The sequence below is a fragment of the Shewanella fidelis ATCC BAA-318 genome (assembly GCF_000518605.1).
GTDB classification, from domain to species: Bacteria; Pseudomonadota; Gammaproteobacteria; order Enterobacterales; family Shewanellaceae; genus Shewanella; species Shewanella fidelis.
The window spans coordinates 199,953-219,128 of the sequence record NZ_KI912459.1; the positions used below are offsets into that span (position 1 = coordinate 199,953).

Sequence of the window (19,176 nt, forward strand, 5' to 3'; positions counted from 1 at the left end):
AAAGAAACAGCAGGCGATTATATCACAATATAAGTCACGGTAAAAAAACGCCTTTTCCCTTGATGTATATTGCTTTTATTATGAGCCTAAAATTAAATTATGCGTAGAATTGTCAATAAGAGTTGGCTTTTGCACATCATAAAAAACAATCGACTTTTTTCTATATAGGAAACACTGTTTTGTACAGCGACTGCTGATGATTTGTGCTGAACATTTCCCTATAATAGCGCCCAGATCTGACCCTGCAATTATAATATATAAGGTGAAAAGACGTGATGGAGATCATCCGCGGAGCCCCTGCACTTTCGGCGTTTAGAGTACAGAAGCTGATGCAAGCTTGTGAATCGGCAGCACTGCCAGTGCGCCAAATCTATGCCGAGTTTATCCATTTAGCCGATTTGAACGAATCGCTAAATGATACCGAAACCCAACAGCTTGAAAAAATCCTCACCTACGGCCCCGCTATTGAAGCGCATACGCCAGAAGGTCATCTCCACTTCGTTACACCCCGTCCCGGCACCATCTCTCCTTGGTCATCAAAAGCAACAGATATCGCCCACAACTGTGGACTTAATAAGGTAAAACGCCTTGAGCGCGGTATTGCCTATTATGTTGTTAGTGATGAACTAACTGCTGAGCAAACTAAAACCCTAAACGCATTATTACATGACCGTATGGTTGAAGTGATTTTGCCAAGCTTTGATGAAGCAAACGTATTGTTTGCACGTACTGAGCCTGCAAAATTCACCAGTGTTGATGTGTTAAGTAAAGGCCGTTTAGCGTTAGAGCAAGCCAATACCGAGCTTGGTTTGGCGCTGGCCGACGATGAAATCGACTATTTAGTTGAGAATTTTACTCGCTTAGGTCGTAATCCAAACGACATCGAATTAATGATGTTTGCTCAAGCAAACTCAGAGCATTGTCGTCATAAGATCTTCAATGCAGATTGGACAATCGATGGTGAAGTGCAACCAAAGTCATTGTTCAAGATGATCAAAAATACGTTCGAGAAGACGCCTGACAATGTGCTATCTGCCTATAAAGATAACGCTGCGGTAATGACCGGCGCTACAGCAGGGCGTTTCTTCCCGAAACAGGATGGTGTTTATGGCTACCACACAGAGCCAATGCATATCTTGATGAAAGTTGAAACGCATAACCACCCAACAGCAATCAGTCCTTATCCGGGCGCAGCCACTGGTAGTGGTGGTGAGATCCGTGATGAAGGTGCAACAGGTCGTGGTTCTAAGCCAAAAGCGGGCTTAACAGGGTTTAGTGTTTCTAACCTTAAGATCCCTGGTTTTGTTCAGCCATGGGAAGCGGATTACGGCAAACCAGATCGCATTGTGAGTGCGCTGGATATTATGACCGAAGGCCCATTGGGCGGTGCAGCATTTAATAATGAGTTTGGTCGTCCTGCACTAGTCGGTTACTTCCGTACGTACGAGCAACAAGTTAATAGCCACAATGGTGTGGAAGTGCGCGGTTACCATAAGCCAATCATGCTTGCGGGTGGTTTAGGTAATATCCGTGAAGAGCACGTACAAAAAGGCGAGATCACTGTTGGTGCCAAATTAGTGGTGCTAGGTGGTCCTGCAATGAACATCGGTTTAGGTGGCGGTGCAGCGTCTTCAATGGCTTCAGGTCAATCGAGCGAAGATTTAGATTTTGCTTCAGTACAGCGTGAAAACCCAGAAATGGAACGTCGCTGCCAAGAGGTCATCGACCGCTGTTGGCAGATGGGGGAAGCGAACCCAATTCAGTTTATTCATGATGTAGGTGCGGGTGGTTTGTCTAACGCATTTCCTGAGCTGGTAAACGATGGCGAACGTGGCGGCAAGTTTGAGCTACGTAAAGTACCATCAGATGAGCCAGGCATGAGCCCATTAGAGATTTGGTGTAATGAGTCGCAAGAGCGTTACGTGATGTCTATTGCGCCAGAAAATATTGAGCTGTTTACACAGATTTGTCAGCGTGAGCGTGCGCCATTTGCCATTGTAGGTGTAGCGACTGAAGAGAAAGAGCTTGTCTTAAGTGACGAACACTTTGAAAACCACCCAATTGATTTACCACTCGAAGTCTTGCTTGGCAAAGCACCTAAGATGAGCCGTGATGTAGTGAGCGCAAAAGCTGACTCGCCAGCACTTGAGCAATCAACAATTGAAGTTAAAGAAGCGGCGCATCGTTTGCTGCGTTTACCAACGATTGCTGAAAAGACATTCCTGATCACCATTGGTGATAGAACGGTTACCGGCCTGGTTAACCGCGACCAAATGGTTGGACCGTGGCAGGTTCCTGTCGCCGATTGCGCGGTTACCGCATCAAGCTATGACTCATACACAGGTGAAGCCATGTCTATGGGTGAGCGCACACCGCTAGCCTTACTAGACTTTGGTGCATCAGCGCGTATGGCCGTAGCAGAATCAATTATGAATATTGCGGGTACCGATATTGGTTCATTCAAGCACATTAAGCTATCTGCTAACTGGATGTCTCCAGCGGGTCACCCTGGTGAAGATGCGGGCTTGTATGAAGCGGTTAAAGCTATTGGTGAAGAGCTATGTCCTGATCTGTCATTGACTATCCCTGTTGGTAAAGACTCTATGTCGATGAAAACCGCTTGGGAAGAAAACGGCGAACAGAAAGCTGTGACTTCACCTATGTCATTGGTGATTACGGCATTTGGTGCTGTGCAAGATATTCGTAACACTGTTACGCCAGAGCTGCGTAGTGATAAAGGCGACACAGATCTGTTACTGCTTGATCTTGGTCTTGGTCAAAATCGCTTAGGCGGCTCTTGTCTGGCTCAGGTTTACAGTGAACTAGGTGATATCGCACCGGATCTTGATAATTCAGCGACCTTGAAAGGCTTCTTTGAAACCATTCAGCCAATGATTGCTGATAAGTCGATTATTGCTTATCACGACAGAAGTGATGGTGGCCTTTACACTACGTTAGTTGAGATGGCATTTGCAGGGCATACAGGTCTTAATGTTGATTTAAGTGCGCTAACAGGTACTGATGTAGAGCGCTTATTTAACGAAGAGCTAGGTGCAGTCATTCAAGTTCGTCGTCAAGATGTAGCGATTATTACTGAAAAGTTTGCTGCAGCAGGTGTGCCTTGCCACAAAGTTGCTGAGCTAACAGATACTGATAGCATTGCCATCTTTGACGGTGCACGTGAAGTATTAACCGAAACACGTACTGATTTACGTACAATTTGGGCCGAAACCACGTACCGCATGCAAGCATTACGTGATAACCCTGAGTGTGCTAAAGAGGAGTTCGAGCTTAAGCAAGATTCAAGTGACTTAGGTTTAACCGTTGACTTAAGCTTTGACCCAAGTGAAGACATTGCTGCGCCGTTTATCTTAAAAGGCGTTGCACCTAAGATGGCTATCTTGCGTGAGCAGGGCGTTAACTCGCATATCGAAATGGCTGCGGCATTTGATCGTGCAGGATTCGAGGCCATGGATGTGCACATGAGTGACATCTTAAGTGGCCGCATTAGCCTTGAGCAGTTCCAAGGTCTAGTGGCCTGTGGTGGCTTCTCTTATGGTGACGTACTCGGCGCAGGTGAAGGCTGGGCTAAGTCGATTCTGTTTAACCAGCGTGCTCGAGAGCAGTTTAGTCAATTTTTCGAGCGTAACGATAGCTTCTCGCTAGGTGTATGTAATGGTTGTCAGATGTTGTCTAACCTTAAGGACATCATTCCGGGAACTGAATTATGGCCACACTTTGTTCGTAACCGCTCTGAGCGTTTTGAAGCACGTTTCAGCTTAGTTGAAGTGCAAAAGAGTCCGTCACTATTCTTCCAAGGCATGGAAGGCTCACGTATGCCGATTGCGGTATCACATGGTGAAGGTCGCGCAGAGTTTGCTTCAGCACAAGCGTTAGCTGCTGCAGAAGCATCAGGTACGGTTGCATTGCGTTATGTTGATGGTAATGGGCAGATCGCAACGAAATACCCGCAAAACCCGAACGGCTCACCGAATGCGATTACTGCATTGAGTTCAACTGACGGTCGTGTGACTATCATGATGCCGCATCCTGAGCGAGTGTTTAGAACGGTTGCTAACTCATGGCATCCTGAGTCTTGGGGAGAAGATAGCCCTTGGATGAGAATGTTCCGTAATGTGAGAAAGTCAGTCGGCTAATACTTTGCTTAGTTGAGCTGAATGAGTGAATAAAAAGCCCCTAGAAATAGGGGCTTTTTTTTGTCAAAAATGACTGGCTGGGGATTATCTATCCAAAGAAGTACCGTGAAACAACAGATTACAGCGCTTTTATTGCTATATGGATTGCTAATAAACGCTTTTTAGCGTGCTGTAACTAAGATTTTGGATAAGCAGAAGTTATCCATAATATTCATTATTGATTGTTTAGCGGATACTGGAATGATTAATTGCGGAGCGGATATAAAAAAGCCCTTCTTATTGATAAGAAGGGCCGCTTTGCGCTAACAAAACTTCAAGAATAATCTTGCATTAAACTGTGTTACTTATAGCTCTCTAGCTTTATAAAGTTCAACGAAAACACGCTGATAGCTAACAACTAGACGCTCGAATAATTTTGTCATAATGGTATCTCCACATAGATTGATGATTTAAGCGGAGTGAGTCTTTACCGGGCTACTTCACCGGGTTAGTCAGACCGTCTCCTTAACTTGGTGAGCATTTTAGGTGACGAATAAATTTTGATCAAACGAGAAAAACTGCATCTTATCATTAGTTTTTCTTATCTATTTTTGGTTTTGTGTTTTCTCTTTTTATAATTGTTCTCACCTATCTTTATGTATTTTATCAATTTTGTATGGGTTATTGATTTCTTGGTTTTTGGTTTAGGGATACGATAACTGTTGCTTTAATTGTTAATAATTGGTGTTTTGTCTGTTTAGCGTTAAATAAATTGTGTATTGGGTGAAAATAATTGTTTTGCTTATTTTTCACTCGCTCCTAGCATGAGTATTTTATGTTGTCAACTAGCTCTAGGGTGGAACTGTGTGCTTCACCTCAAAACCCAATGAAACCGAATGCTTTGATTGATTTGAATCAATTTTGAATGTTATAAAATCACTGCGGATAGCCTTATTTCGTCTTGCAAGTGACTGATATTAACTAATTTGTTTATTCTTTATTTGCGTATTCGAGAGGGATGTCACAACAGCTATTGAAAATGTGATTGCAAGCACTGTCTTGCTAGTGTTTTTGGCTTTATTTTACAAAATTTATGAATTAAACAACGAATCGCGGTTAAGTTGGTTTTTTGTTATAAAACCTGACTGTTTTACTGCATTAATATTCCTATATAGGCAATCATTATCGTGAATGGGGATTTAACGTTAATGATTGGACGCACCACCTAAGGAGTCACAAATGATTTTAGAAGAGGTTGTTGAGCTGTCGCGTTTTCAATTTGCGATGACAGCCATGTATCACTTCCTATTTGTTCCCTTGACCTTGGGGTTAGCATTCTTGCTAGCCATTATGGAATCACTTTATGTGATGACCAATAAACAGATCTATAAAGATATGACCAAGTTCTGGGGTAAGTTATTCGGTATCAACTTTGCACTAGGCGTAGCTACCGGTTTGGCGATGGAGTTCCAATTCGGAACTAACTGGTCATACTATTCGCATTACGTAGGTGACATCTTTGGTGCACCGCTTGCAATTGAAGGCCTAATGGCATTCTTCCTTGAATCTACGCTAGTTGGTATGTTCTTCTTCGGTTGGGATCGCTTCAGCAAGCGTCAGCATTTAGCTGTGACTTGGTTAGTGGCAATTGGTTCTAACATGTCTGCGCTATGGATTTTGGTGGCAAACGGCTGGATGCAAAACCCAGTGGGTAGTGTGTTTAACTACGAAACCATGCGTATGGAAATGACTAGCTTCGGTGAAGTGTTATTTAACCCTGTTGCGCAAGTGAAGTTTGTTCACACTGTTGCATCTGGTTACGTCGCTGGCGCAATGTTCGTTTTGGCAATCAGTGCTTACTACATCCTTAAAAAGCGTGATTTACCATTTGCACGTCGCTCTTTCGCTATTGCGGCAAGCTTTGGTATGGCGTCAATCCTTTCTGTAATCGTACTTGGTGACGAGTCTGGTTATAAAGTGGGTGAAGTTCAACGCGTTAAGCTAGCTGCAATTGAAGCTGAGTGGCACACAGAGCCTGCTCCAGCAGCATTTACTGCAGTTGGTTTCCCGAACCAAGAAACCCAAGAAACTGATTTTGCGGTTAAAATTCCTTACGCAATGGGGATTATCGCAACCCGTTCACTTGATGAACAAGTTACTGGTATTAAAGATCTAATCGATGAGCATGAAGTGCGCATTCGTAACGGTATGGTGGCTTACGGCTTACTTGAAAAACTACGTGCTGGTGAAGAAACACCAGAGATCCGCGCAGCATTTGAAGAAGCTAAAGTTGACCTTGGTTACGGCCTACTACTGAAGCGTTACACTGAAAACGTGGTAGATGCGACAGAAGAGCAGATCAGAGCTGCTGCTAACGACTCTATTCCAAATGTGGCTCCTATGTTCTGGACTTTCCGTGTGATGGTTGGTTTAGGCGTTGTGATGCTATTTGTATTTGCTGCTGCATTCTGGCAGAGCACGCGTCATCAAATCGATGAGAAGCCTTGGGTACTTAAAGCGGCGCTTTACAGCTTACCTCTACCTTGGATCGCGATTGAGTGTGGTTGGTTTGTGGCTGAGTATGGCCGTCAACCATGGACGATCTCTGAAGTGTTACCGACATTTATGTCAGCCTCTAGCCTTACGGTAAGCGACTTAATGTTCAGTATCGTTTCTATCACGCTGTTCTACACCATCTTGCTAGTGATTGAACTGTTCTTAATGATCAAGTTCGCTCGAATTGGCCCTAGCTGTTTGAAGACGGGTCGTTATCACTTTGAAAAGCTTGATGCCTAAGCAGGAGATCTGATTATGTTTGATTACGAAATATTAAGATTTATCTGGTGGGCACTAATTGGTGTGCTGTTCATCGGATTCGCTGTCACCGACGGCTTCGATATGGGGGTTGGTGCCTTACTACCTATTATAGGTAAGGACGATACTGACCGTCGTATCATGATTAACTCAATTGCTCCGCACTGGGATGGTAACCAAGTTTGGTTAATCACTGCTGGTGGTGCACTGTTTGCTGCTTGGCCTATGGTCTACGGCGTGTCTTTCTCAGGTTTCTACGTAGCGATGATGCTAACCTTGTTAGCTTTATTTATGCGTCCTGTAGGTTTTGACTACCGCTCGAAGATTGAAGATCCAAGATGGCGTAAGTCTTGGGACTGGGCACTGTTTGCCGGTGGTTTTGTTCCGCCGCTAATTATCGGTGTTGCGTTTGGTAACTTGCTTCAAGGTGTACCATTCGACTTTGATGAGTACCTACGTGCAACTTACCACGGTGGCTTCTTCGGACTGCTTAACGGTTTTGGTATTCTTGCAGGCCTAGTGAGCGTGAGCATGTTTATGCTTCAAGGTTCTACTTGGTTACAAATGAAGACTGAAGGTGAGCTACGTGTTCGTGCGGCTAAGATGTCACAGCTATTATCAATTGCCTTATTCGTACTGTTCGGTGCGGCAGGTGTATGGTTGGTAAATGGTATTGACGGTTACCTAGTAACATCTGCAATCGACACCAACGGTTTATCTGACCCAACCCTTAAAACAGTTTCTGTTGAAGCGGGTGCTTGGTTAGTTAACTATGATAAGTACCCTGTGACTATGTTGTTCCCAGTACTTGGTTTACTTATGCCAATCCTAGTATTGCTATGTAGCCGCTTGAACCGTTCAGGTTTTGCGTTCTTCTTTAGCTCAGTTGGTATTGCAGCGGTAATTTTAACTTGTGGTGCAGCTATGTTCCCATTCGTTATGCCATCTTCACTGGATCCAAACGTAAGTTTGACAATGTGGGATTCAACCGCAAGCCAAATGTCATTGACGGTAATGACATGGGCTGCAATTATCTTCGTACCAATTGTACTTAGTTACACGGTTTGGACTTACTTGAAGATGTTTGGTCGTTTATCTCGCGACTTCATCGAAAAGAACAAGACCTCACTTTACTAATAAGGAGCCTAGATTATGTGGTATTTCGCTTGGATTTTAGGCGTATTGTTAGCCTGTTCTTTTGGTATCATCAATGCTCTTTGGCTTGAGAATACTGAGAACATGGACCGTGATGCTGAAAAAGAAGATTAATCTTCTAAGCAGTTAAACGCTAAAAAGCCCCGCAATTGCGGGGCTTTTTGCTGGTTATACCAATGCTATTATTACTATTCAGTAATAGTGAATTGTCGATAGCACTAATTATTAAGCTATGTTTTTTCACTATAATTGATGTTTTGCTACCTATACTGATTGGTATCGGCTCACTATAACTTCAGCGATAAGCCTTGCTGTATCAGCTAAATTCATCACTTTTGGACTTTTCATGTGGAATAAAATTCGTGGCTCTCTGCCTTTGCAGCTAATGTTAGCGGCGTTAGCTGCTTGGTTACTAGCTACTGGGATCAGCCAGTTTTCTGCGGCGGATACGCTAGCGAATATTCATCAGCAAAGCTGGTTTCAATTTTTGATGTTAGGTAAAACCGTTTATATCGGTTTACTGAAAATGGTTGTTGGCATTATGGTTATGCTCTCTTTGATAGAGGGGATAAGCAATATTGGTGCGATAACCAAATTAAAAACCCTTGGTAAACGCACTTTAGGCTTTTATGTCTTCACTACAACCATTGCGGTGAGCCTTGGCTTAGGCGCATCTTTGATGTTACCTGCGTGGCAGCCGTTGACTCAAGCTGTACCCCTAGCTGATGGTACTAGTTTAATTGAATCGGAAGCTGCAAGTGGCGGTGCAATTGCCGCTAAGATGTTGCAGATGGCGCTGGTTAACCCTGTTGCTGCGATTGCGAATGGCAATCTACTCGCCATAGTCGTGTTTTCCTTTATGATTGGTATTTCATTATTAATAGCATTGCCGCAGCAGCATGTGTTATTTGAAGTGATCCGCGGCCTCAATAAAGGCATCAATACGCTTGTTAGCGGCATTATCCGTCTGTCGCCATTAGCTATTTTTGCGATTATCTTAGAGTTCTCTATAGGTGGTAGTGAAACTTTATTTAGCCAATTAGCTTTATTCGCCCTGTTAGTTTTTGGCTTAACTATGTTACACGGGCTAGTGGTGTTACCTAGTTTGGCTAAACTGATCACCGGGATCAGCATTCGCACTTTGTTTAAGGGGATTACAGCGCCACTTGCAATGGCGTTCGCCACTTCATCAAGTGCTGCCACGCTGCCTTTATCAATGAAAAGCGCTGAAGAGCTAGGAGTTACACCTGCGACAAGTAGTGTGGTGTTGCCGCTTGGTTCTGTGATGAATATGGACGGTACTGCGTTATTTGAAGGTGTGGCGGCTATTTTCTTAGCTCAGCTCTTTGGTGTCGACTTAACGACAACCGGCTTAATCATGATCTTTGTGATGGCTATGGTATCGTCAATCGGTGCCCCCGGGATGCCATCAGGTTCAATGTCTGGGATGCAGTTAGTGTTACTTGCAGCAGGCATTCCATTAGAGGCGATTGCGATATTGCTGATTATCGAACGGCCTTTAGATACCTTCCGCACGGCGGTAAATGTTGAAGGCGATATTATTGCAGCATTGGTTATCGATAAATGGCAACGTAGTTAATTATACCTTTGTGTATAAACATCTAAGTCACCATTTTGGAGCGTTTTTGGCTGCCTACATCTGCGTTGATTAGCTTTATCAGATATCGCTATTCCTTTGAAGTCATTTGCCAAAAACCGCTCTGAGTCGATAAGCTTTTTATATTTGTCGGTACAATAAAGCAACAGCGAACTGTTGCTTTATTTGCATGTGCGGTGATGCAAACTTATGCCTTAAACACGCTGATCTTACTGTTAATCTCATTAGCGATAGTTGCTAAACTTTCGGCTGAATCAACACTTTCACCTGCACGTTGCTCACCATCTCTGGCAAGCTCGGTAATTTGATGCAAGTTACGGGTGATCTCTTCGGCAACCGCACTTTGTTGCTCGGTTGCGCTGGCAATACTGCTTGCTGTAGTGGCAAGCTCCGCAATACTGGAATTAATTTCTATCAGTTGTGTGATAGCTTCATTACCTTGGGCGGCAGAGGCGTCGCCCAGTTCGTAGCTGTGATTCATTTGCCCAGCCGTGAGTTTGACTTGAGATTGGAGCTGAGTAATGGTCGCAGCAATTTCAGCAATTGAGGTTTGAGTACGCTGTGCAAGGGTACGCACTTCATCTGCAACAACAGCAAAACCGCGCCCTTGTTCGCCTGCTCTAGCTGCTTCAATGGCGGCATTGAGTGCTAGTAGGTTAGTTTGTTCGGCAATACTATTAATCACCTCAGTAACTTGACTGATAGCTTGGCTATTTTGATTTACCACCTCAACGCTACTGTGGCTTTCTGATAACTGAGTACTTAAATCTTGCAGACCGTTGACTAAGTTACTTAAGTTAGCTTGACCGCCTTTAGCTGCATCATCTACCCGCTGACTCATCGAAGCGCCTTCATTGGCATGGTTAGCCACATCGCGCACGGAGGCTGACATCTCTTCAATCGCGGTAGCAATTTGGTCTGTTTGTGCCATTAATGATTGTGCTTGCTCACCGTTTAAGTGCGCGGTTTGTTGAGTTTGATCTGAATGGGCCTGCAGTGCTGTAACTGATTGCTGTAGCGCAATGATGAGATCTCGTAAATTTGTCGCCATCTTAGCGGTGCTGTTTGTAATGAGATCAACTTCATTATTGCTGTTGAGATCCGTTGCGGTAAATTGCTGTGATAAGTCGCCTTCACCAAGCTTTTCAAGTTGTGTTTGTAATTGACCTAACGGTCTTAATGCCCTGACCAGTACTTGTGACAGTAATATCGTAATCACTATCATGCCAATGATGGACACTGCCATATTGATTTTAAGCAAGGAGAGACTCTCTTCGTTGAGTTCTTTGGCATCGACCTGACCGATTAGCGCCCAGTTCCAGCCTGGGATATCAATACTGTATGCGTAGGCTTTAACCCCTTGATTGTTAGTATACTCCCATGAGCCTTGATGGGTGAGGGCTTGCTCTATTGTTAATCCATTTAAGTTATCTGCGTTAAGCTTACTCCCTACTGCGTGTTGAGCGTGGGCGACGATTGAGGAGTCTAATTTACGCACCAATAAGTATGAGCCTGACTCTTCTAGTTGCAGTTTGTTGATGGATTCTCTTAGCTGTACTAGCGAACCACTAATATCAAAGCCAGTGTAGAGAATGCCAATTACTTCCCCTGTTGCATTTTTGATTGGACGGTAAATGGTCATATAGTCTTTACCAAAAAGCTGGGCGTAGCCTTCAAAATCTTTGCCTTCTAGCATGACTTTGTATGCAGGGTGATCTTTATCTAGATGCGAGCCTAATGCGCGCTTACCATCGGCATTTTTTAACGAAGTTGAAATACGGATAAACTCATCGCCATCACGTACAAATACCGTTGCCGCTCCACCAGTAAGTTTCGAATAGCGGTCAACTTTACTTTTAGAGGCATTGATTTGTTCGCGTTCATGCCTAAGGGCGGGCGTTGTTATCCCCATTACTTTGACCGTTTTATCAGGCTTATAAAAATTTCCTGGGTACATTGCGCGAAACACATCGGCGTTGCGCTCAGCCAAAGCGACTAAACTTTCATACTGTAGCTCGATTAAATCTGCGGTGCCTCTGGTTTGTGCTTGCATGGCGCTTATGCCTTTGTCACGCAATACATCGGATGCCGTTAAGTAAGAGACACAACCGAGAAAGCCAAAAATGAGTACGGTGAGGAGTAGGGCGAGCATGCCAATTTGCTTTGCAATTGGCCAGTTTTTATAGTTCATATTGAGTTCAACTCTTTTTTTGGGTAAGTCCAATCTAATTGATTTACTAACCAAAAGAATTGATTTAGGTCTATAAGTGCCCGCTTTTTTTGGAAATCTTCATCTTGACGTATTGCTTAAATATTGAACTGTGATAGATAAGGAGTATGAGAATTGCGATAATGGTACGAAAACAAAAAGGAGAAGGCATATGTTGGGCGAAAACCACTTATTGACTCATGAGTTGCCAGAGTATTTGTCTGCCATTATCGAGCTTAAATCTACCAATAAGACATTTTATCTATAAGAGCATTCTATTTGTAATCGCTGTTATTGTTTTGAGAAGTACCCCGAACTTTTATATTTTTACTACCTGTTTGCATTGAAAGAAAGATACCTATAACGGTAATAAACATGGCACATAGAGAGAAAATATCTTGTTTTTCATCTAAAAATATCCATCCTAATAAACTAGCAGAAATAGGAGTAGACATACCTATAATGTTATGAATAGTAGGATTTAACTTCATGGATGACATAGTATTTAGCTGGTTAGGTATAAAAGTAGCTACAACCCCTAAGCCTAATAAGTAGTAAGAATTATTTAAGGATAATTCAAATGATGATTCAGTAAATATTAAATATAAACCTAGAAATAAGACACCAAGAGTAAGAGTGTTTATATTTATGAAACTTGAATCGACAGCATCACCTTTTAATACTTTTTTACGTAAAAAATAAGAGAAAGTAGCCTTTAAAAATGCAGCACCTACTGCAAATGAAGCACCTATATAGATATGCTGAAGTGAATAATCAGAGGATATATAATCCTTGCTTGAGAAATAAAGGCTAAGCCCCAAAAATGCAATGATAAAGCCAATCACTTCGTAATAACTGAATACTCTTTCAATAACTAGCCTGAAGGAAAAAGTGAATAAAGGTGATAGTGCAATAATAAGCGCAGCCATTGCTACGGGACAGTATATAAATGCGAAGGTCGCAAAAAAATAATACCCTGTCATCATACATGAAAGTAAGTGTTCAGTAAGTGGGTGTTTATGAAGAATAAATTGCTTTGCCCTTAGACCGGACTTTATTAAAATAAGGCAGAGAATAAGTGCAATAAAAAATCTACCCCATATTATCTGTGTAACATCTAATCCATCTATAAATTTCACAAAAATGCCAGTAGATGCCCATAAAGTTGCACAAAGAAAACTATAAATCATATACTCATCCTTATTTTAACTCTATTGAATATAGCGTCACTTTGTGACGCTATCATGCACGTTAAACATGCTGAGCTGAAACAGCAATATTAAGCTTACTCCAATAGTTATTCAGTAAAAATAAAAGTTCTTGGCTTCCTTTCCTAAACTCATTCATTCTTTCTTCATTATCAATTATTTTCCAGATTGTTTTATTTAAGTCTTCGGCGTGTCTAGCCTCTGTGCCATCGAGGTGAATATCATAAAATTCTGTAGCTTTAAACCACTCATTGTCGTTGAACTGATTGCGAATTTTACAAAGTCCAGCATATAAGTTTTCTAATTGTGGCAATGCGTGAGTTTCTTGAGCAACTGATGCTCCTAACATTCTATATGTATTGCTATTGAAAAGATAAATAGAATGTTTGTGTAAGTTTATTGTTTCAATATTGAGTTGTGATTTTGATAGTTGCAACGATTTACCGTATAGAACTTGAGAAATAGTTTCGCAAGAATCAATAAAAAGTTTAGCATGAGAACGCTCAATATCTCCATCACCAGATTCATCGTCAATATTATGTTCAAAAGCATCAACTATAGATGAAAACTCAGGAATAGATTCATTTTTAAGAAGATTAAGACCTAAAGTTAATCTGTATGCGGTCGGAGTTAGCCATTGCTGTAGGTTGTTCACAAAAATGCAGAATGATTCATAATTCATCTGGAGTGGATAAGCCTTCCAGTTAACAAGAAGAACATTATTGGCTATCACGGATGCATTTTCTTTTATAGAAGAAAATAGCTTCGTATTTTTATCATTAATTACAGTAAACATATTCATTCCTTTGATGTTGTTAACGTATATTAGATTGATAACACGAGCTCTAAGTCAGACTTAGGTAATGCAGCACATATCAGAATCTCATTATCATCAATTTGCTCTTTCACAGTATTAGTAAGATTATATTCTATCTTCCCTTTATTAATGGTCATCTTACATTGTCCGCAACGACCAGAACCGCAAGAAAACGTTGGAAAAATGTTTGCGTTAAGTAATGATTTGAGAACGGTTTCATTACTTTTAGCAGTACAAACAAACTTTCCAGTGTGAGAATATATCTTATGTGTACTTATCATATTCATGGTATTTGCTTCCAATTATGAATGATTTAAAGTTTCACTCGAACACTTTACAGTATTACGCTTTGTCAAAGTGAATAAACTTTATATTTAGTTCAAATTTTTTTTAGATAATTCCAATTTCATTGATTTACTGGTAAAAAATAATTTATATAGTTCTATAAGCGTTTGCTTTTGTGGAAACCTTTATCTCTACATATTGCTTGAATATTGAACTGTGGTAGATAATGGTACGAAAACAAAAAGGAGAAGGCATATGTTGGGCGAAAACCATTTATTGACTCATGAGTTTCCAGAGTATTTGTCTGCCATTATCGAGCTTAAATCTACCAATAAGACATTTTGCATGTTAGCCAAGCGTTATCATGAACTCGATCATCAAATTCGTGGTCTGGAAAAAACTCAAGTTCCAAGTAGCGATGCTTTTTTTAATCAACTAAAAGCGGAGCGGGTTAATCTGAAAGATCAGATCTACAAATTATTGGTTGCCCACTCGAAATAGAGCCACTAGCTTTTTAGGCAGACAAGTATTTTTTAGCGCTGATTATCAACCGTTTATTTGGCTAGCACTTTATTGGTGTTGTGCTAGCCCAATGTAACGTTTGATTAGTGATTAGTGATTAGTGATTAGGGCTTTATCTGTGCTAGCGACTGAACCTGTGCTGCGGACTCTGTTGTAGAACAGTCAGTTAATCGTCTAGGGCGCATGATCAAATGGTACATAGTGGGTACCCAAATCAAAGACAATAGGGTCGTTAGCAGTGTGCCGCCAGCGATTGCAATGGCAAAGGGGGGCCAGAAGCCGCCGCCAGCAATAATGAGCGGCAAGAAGCCACCTATGGTTGTAATGGTCGTTGAGCCGATATGACGGCCACAGCAGGTCACTAAGTCAACGATTAAGCCTGTATCTCCCGCTCGTGTTTCGGCTCTTTCTTCTAATTCGGCAATAATGACAATGGCTGCATTAATCGCTAACCCCATGAGACCGAGCAGACCAATAATAACGGTAAAACCAAACGGGTATCCAAAACTATACACCGCCAGTAAACCAAGGCCTGCTGATTGCATAGCACTTAACAAGATAATGCCCGTCAGCCTAAATGAATTGAAAGACAACACCACTGTGGTTAACAGTAGCGTTACTACCAGCACTAGATTTGACATTAGGTTACCGACAGCCTCGTTGCGCTTAGCACTTTCACCACCGAGCTCGATTCTGTAGCCACTTGGCAAGGCAATACTTGCTAGCGCTTCGCTGGCATTATCAACCACGGTTTGCGGCAATACGCCCGCGGTCAGATAGGCTTCAATAGTATTCACTCGCTGTCCATCTCGCCTTGGAATGGCGCCACGACTGACTTCAATGGTATTGGTTGAGATAGCTGACAGTGGAATACCATTGCCGTTTGGGGAAACCAAAGTGATGGATGACAGTTTAGTTTGCTGTTCTCGCATACTGTCATTTAAACGTACACGAACGGGTAACGACTCAGTTTGTTCTAATATGCTGCCGCCATTGATCCCCGTTGTCGCCATTTCAACTTGTTTAGCAATATCGGTCAGGGATAAGCCACTCATCAAGCTAGCGTCTTCATTTATTTGTAACCATACTTTTGGTGCGCCAGCACTGAGTGTTGCACGGGTATGAATAACATCAGCGGTATCAGATAAGACTTTACGAACTTGCTCACCTAGTAATTGTAATTGATCAAGATTTGGTCCGAAAATTCGCACTTCTACCGGCGCGTTAAACGGTGGGCCTTGCTCTAGTTTACGAACAATAATTTGGGCTTGTGGATAAGCGCTATCTAGCGATTTTTGTAATGTTGGAATTAGGCGGTTAGCTGTGGCAAAGTCTGTGGTTTTGACCATAGCTTGCGCGTAATTACTTGCGCCTTGTTGGCGCTGTAATAAGTTGTAGTAGAAAGAGGGCGCATTGCCACCAACCACCCAATCGATGCGCTCAACGCCTTGGGTTTGTCTTAGATCGAGATCTATGTTCTCTATTTGTGTGCGAGTTTGGCTAAGGCTGGCTTGTGGCGCTAAATACACCTCTATTTGGAACATATCTCTATCTGAAGGTGGGAAAAACTGTTCAGTCATTTTTCCTGCGGCAATAAAGCCCATTACCGGCAACACACCAATGATAATTGCAGCGATTAAAGGTCGCGACAGGGCTAAAGTTAGCGTTTGACGAAATGCTTGGCTCAATAGTGGCAAGTTTATGCCGTGGTGATACCAGCGGCTTCCCTTACCATCTACACCAAAACGACCTGCAAGTCCGGCGATGATGGTGTGAGAGATAATAAATGAGCCTAACAGGGCAAAAATAACTGAGATAGCAATGCCGCCAACAAACTCACCAGCGGCACCTGGCATTAGTACAATTGGCGCAAATGCCAGCATGGTCGTAATGGTTGAACCTGCCAAAGGTAGCCACAGGTGTTGTAAAGTCTGTTTAACCGCGTTGAGTCTATCCATGCCTTGCTGACGTCGCTGGGAGATGGCATCGACAATAACAATGGCGTTATCGACCATAATACCGAGTGCGACAACAAGTCCGGTTACTGACATTTGATGGATAGGCAGTCCAATAAATTTCATACACGCTAGCGTAAATAAGGCGGTAAGCGGCAATGACAGCGATACGATGACAGCGTTTCTCAGCCCCAGAGTTAGCATCAATACGACAAGGATGATGATAAAGCCAAGTAACAGGCTGCCAATCAAGTCACTTAGTCTTTCAGTGGTATAGCCTTCCTGATCGAATAGCCACTCGATCTCAATATTGGCTGGAATGCTGCTTTGAAGATCATCAACCACAAGTCTCACCTGCTCGAGCCAAAGATCTACGCGAGTATTGCTTAGCATTCTAGCTGCGACCATAACCCCTTGTTGCTGCTCAATTAAGGCGATACTGCTCGCAGGTTCCTTAGGTTGACGGCTGATTTTGGCTATGTCAGCCAAACGAATGATTTGGCCATCAGTAGTAATTTTTAAAGGCACTTGGGCTACACGGCTAATGGAGTCTAGTTCACCGGAAACCTCAACGAGAGCTTTAAAATGTTGGTTGTTAATTTCGCCTGCAGACACTTTAGTGTCAGCATCTTGCAAGATTTGCGCAATAGCAGCAGGCGACAGGCCGAGTTGATTAACTTTGTGACCATCGAGTTGGACTAAAATTTCTTCGTTGGGCTGACCGTACAAGATGACAAAATCTGTGCCACCTAACAGACGTAATCGACTTTGTAACTCTTTGGCATAACGGTTTAGCATGTCGGTTCGAACGCTGCCACTGCCGCGCCAAGCCACGCCCAAAATGGCGGTATTGGCGTAACCAAGTTGGTCATCTAAATTGGAGTTTTGTGCCGATGCAGGCAACAAGCCCTTGGCATCGGCGATCAGATCTCTGGCCCTTGACCAAACTGGTGCGGTTTCTAACACATCATCTTTGAGCTCTAACTGAATAACTGAAATGCCAGGGCGAGAGGTGGATTGCACTAGCTTTAACTCTTCTAGTCGCCTTAGTTGGCTTTCAAGCTCTTCGGTAACTAATGCCTCAACTCGCTCAGCAGAGGCGCCTGGGTAGTGGGTAATCACTGATGCAAAGCGGTTAGTGATCTCTGGATCTTCCATTCGAGGCAGGCTTGAGATCGCACCGAGTCCAGCAACAATCAGCAACGCGATGACTAAGCTAATGAGGCGGCCGTTTTCAACTAATGACTTGACCATCAATGCTTACCTCGTTGCAACTTGGGTTTGTTGGCTAACGAGCTGACCGGCAACCAGTTTATGAAGGCCTTGGGAGACGTATTGCTCATTTGGACTGATAGCACCGTTAATAAATGCTTTATTGTCAGTGGTATAAATAATCTCTACGTCGCGTCTCTCAATGCTAAATAGGTTGTTGTCGGCAGGGCTAAGCGTGTAGATATTCCACAGACCACGGACACCATCTGTAAGCGCGCTGAGTGGCACCCAATAACCTTGGCTAGCTTGGGTTTGTTGGTAGTGTAAATAACTTAGCTCACCATTAATCACCTTAGCCGATTTTGGCAAAGTCACGCGCAAATCAACAGTGCGAGTTACTGGGTTTAGCTCTGCGCCTATCCCTGCGATAACACCTTGCAATGGCTGATCTCTAACGGTGATATCAACGGCTTGCCCGCTGGTTAACTGGCTGGCTATTTCAACAGGAACGCCGATATAGGCTTGAATATTGTTGTGTTCGATGATGGTGAATACCGGGCTACCCACATTAACGACTTCTGCTAAATTATGGTTGCGCTTACTGATCACACCGTCAAAGGGGGCTAGTAAAGTGGACTTGTCGATTTTTAGTTGATTGGCTAGTAACGATGCTTCTAGGCGTGTTTTTGCCGCGAGTAAACTATTGAGTTGCCCCTTGAGTTCATCTAGTTGTTGCTCAGAGACATAGCCTTGCTTCTGCAGGCCTAAGCTTCTATCTAATGTTGCTCTAGCTAAATCTAAATCGGCTTTGTTCTGTGAAAGGCTGGCATTGAGTTCGTTTTGGGCTGCGACTAAAAGACGGGTATCTAGCTTGGCAAGTAGTTGTCCTTGCTTAACATTATCGCCGCTGTCTACTGCTAGCGCCTTAATCTTTCCTGAGAGTTCAAAGCCAATCTCTGTGGTATTGCCCGAACGAATGGTACCAGAGAAGGTTTGTTGGTACAGGTATGAATCGGCAAGCACTAATGACTGGCTGCTAACAGATTGATAGCTTGGTTGAGGAGCTTGTTCTATAACAGGATCTTGGCAAGCGGATACTAGAGAAATTGCCACTAAACCCATTAGCCATTTTTGATTAGCTAGAACTCTTGTCGTTATCATTACATACAACCTGTCTTGTTAAGCACTAGAGTGAGTAAGGTATAAAAAATGTTAAACTAGACTGCCTAGTCTAGTGGCTAAGAA

General features: G+C 42.8%; 12 protein-coding genes. 6 read left to right on the forward strand and 6 right to left on the reverse strand.

The features are described from left to right. Positions 1 to 275: 275 nt before the first annotated feature. The 5 genes from purL (at position 276) to L884_RS0117055 (ending at position 9,705) form a co-directional block, all read left to right on the forward strand. Complete coding sequence (purL, locus tag L884_RS0117035; protein ID WP_028768624.1) at positions 276 to 4,157, forward strand: phosphoribosylformylglycinamidine synthase; 3,882 nt, start codon at positions 276 to 278, stop codon at positions 4,155 to 4,157. A 1,218-nt stretch (positions 4,158 to 5,375) separates the two neighbouring features. Next, positions 5,376 to 6,932: a cytochrome ubiquinol oxidase subunit I gene (locus tag L884_RS0117040; RefSeq protein WP_028768625.1), complete on the forward strand. Its 1,557-nt coding sequence runs from the start codon at positions 5,376 to 5,378 to the stop codon at positions 6,930 to 6,932. A 15-nt stretch (positions 6,933 to 6,947) separates the two neighbouring features. Continuing rightward, positions 6,948 to 8,087, forward strand: a complete 1,140-nt coding sequence (cydB, locus tag L884_RS0117045; protein ID WP_028768626.1) for a cytochrome d ubiquinol oxidase subunit II — start codon at positions 6,948 to 6,950, stop codon at positions 8,085 to 8,087. 15 nt (positions 8,088 to 8,102) lie between these two features. Next, positions 8,103 to 8,219, forward strand: a complete 117-nt coding sequence (gene cydX / locus L884_RS22925; RefSeq protein ID WP_028768627.1) for a cytochrome bd-I oxidase subunit CydX — start codon at positions 8,103 to 8,105, stop codon at positions 8,217 to 8,219. A gap of 232 nt (positions 8,220 to 8,451) precedes the next feature. Beyond that, a complete protein-coding gene (locus L884_RS0117055; protein WP_028768628.1) occupies positions 8,452 to 9,705 on the forward strand; it encodes a dicarboxylate/amino acid:cation symporter in 1,254 nt (417 codons plus the stop codon). A gap of 205 nt (positions 9,706 to 9,910) precedes the next feature. On the opposite strand, the gene L884_RS0117060 is transcribed toward L884_RS0117055, so the two are convergent. The 4 genes from L884_RS0117060 to L884_RS23465 all read right to left on the reverse strand — a co-directional run bounded on the left by L884_RS0117060 (position 9,911) and on the right by L884_RS23465 (position 14,244). Continuing rightward, entirely contained in the window at positions 9,911 to 11,914 is a 2,004-nt protein-coding gene (locus L884_RS0117060; protein WP_028768629.1) for a methyl-accepting chemotaxis protein, read from the reverse strand. Between the two features lie 293 nt (positions 11,915 to 12,207). Beyond that, positions 12,208 to 13,122 carry a DMT family transporter gene (locus L884_RS0117070; RefSeq protein WP_028768630.1) on the reverse strand — a complete coding sequence of 305 codons (915 nt, stop codon included), beginning with the start codon at positions 13,120 to 13,122 and terminating at the stop codon, positions 12,208 to 12,210. Positions 13,123 to 13,183: 61 nt separating this feature from the next. Further along, a complete protein-coding gene (locus L884_RS0117075) occupies positions 13,184 to 13,936 on the reverse strand; it encodes a DUF3865 domain-containing protein (RefSeq protein WP_028768631.1) in 753 nt (250 codons plus the stop codon). Between the two features lie 29 nt (positions 13,937 to 13,965). Continuing rightward, a complete protein-coding gene (locus tag L884_RS23465) occupies positions 13,966 to 14,244 on the reverse strand; it encodes a 2Fe-2S iron-sulfur cluster-binding protein (RefSeq protein WP_051435671.1) in 279 nt (92 codons plus the stop codon). Positions 14,245 to 14,497: 253 nt separating this feature from the next. Here L884_RS23465 and L884_RS0117085 point away from each other — a divergent pair, with 253 nt between their 5' ends. Then, a complete protein-coding gene (locus tag L884_RS0117085; protein ID WP_028768632.1) occupies positions 14,498 to 14,743 on the forward strand; it encodes an HP1242/YdcH family protein in 246 nt (81 codons plus the stop codon). Between the two features lie 125 nt (positions 14,744 to 14,868). On the opposite strand, the gene L884_RS0117090 is transcribed toward L884_RS0117085, so the two are convergent. Both L884_RS0117090 and L884_RS0117095 read right to left on the reverse strand, forming a co-directional pair. Further along, complete coding sequence (locus L884_RS0117090) at positions 14,869 to 17,973, reverse strand: efflux RND transporter permease subunit (protein WP_028768633.1); 3,105 nt, start codon at positions 17,971 to 17,973, stop codon at positions 14,869 to 14,871. 6 nt (positions 17,974 to 17,979) lie between these two features. Further along, positions 17,980 to 19,092 carry an efflux RND transporter periplasmic adaptor subunit gene (locus L884_RS0117095; RefSeq protein ID WP_028768634.1) on the reverse strand — a complete coding sequence of 371 codons (1,113 nt, stop codon included), beginning with the start codon at positions 19,090 to 19,092 and terminating at the stop codon, positions 17,980 to 17,982. Positions 19,093 to 19,176: the final 84 nt, after the last annotated feature.

Bases quoted from the DNA above. Each gene is read 5' to 3' on its own strand.
- purL (WP_028768624.1), top strand. From the start codon at position 276: ATGGAGATCATCCGCGGAGCCCCTGCACTTTCGGCGTTTAGAGTACAG.
- L884_RS0117040 (WP_028768625.1), top strand. From the start codon at position 5,376: ATGATTTTAGAAGAGGTTGTTGAGCTGTCGCGTTTTCAATTTGCGATG.
- cydB (WP_028768626.1), top strand. From the start codon at position 6,948: ATGTTTGATTACGAAATATTAAGATTTATCTGGTGGGCACTAATTGGT.
- cydX (WP_028768627.1), top strand. From the start codon at position 8,103: ATGTGGTATTTCGCTTGGATTTTAGGCGTATTGTTAGCCTGTTCTTTT.
- L884_RS0117055 (WP_028768628.1), top strand. From the start codon at position 8,452: ATGTGGAATAAAATTCGTGGCTCTCTGCCTTTGCAGCTAATGTTAGCG.
- L884_RS0117060 (WP_028768629.1), bottom strand. From the start codon at position 11,914: ATGAACTATAAAAACTGGCCAATTGCAAAGCAAATTGGCATGCTCGCC.
- L884_RS0117070 (WP_028768630.1), bottom strand. From the start codon at position 13,122: ATGATTTATAGTTTTCTTTGTGCAACTTTATGGGCATCTACTGGCATT.
- L884_RS0117075 (WP_028768631.1), bottom strand. From the start codon at position 13,936: ATGTTTACTGTAATTAATGATAAAAATACGAAGCTATTTTCTTCTATA.
- L884_RS23465 (WP_051435671.1), bottom strand. From the start codon at position 14,244: ATGAATATGATAAGTACACATAAGATATATTCTCACACTGGAAAGTTT.
- L884_RS0117085 (WP_028768632.1), top strand. From the start codon at position 14,498: ATGTTGGGCGAAAACCATTTATTGACTCATGAGTTTCCAGAGTATTTG.
- L884_RS0117090 (WP_028768633.1), bottom strand. From the start codon at position 17,973: ATGGTCAAGTCATTAGTTGAAAACGGCCGCCTCATTAGCTTAGTCATC.
- L884_RS0117095 (WP_028768634.1), bottom strand. From the start codon at position 19,092: ATGATAACGACAAGAGTTCTAGCTAATCAAAAATGGCTAATGGGTTTA.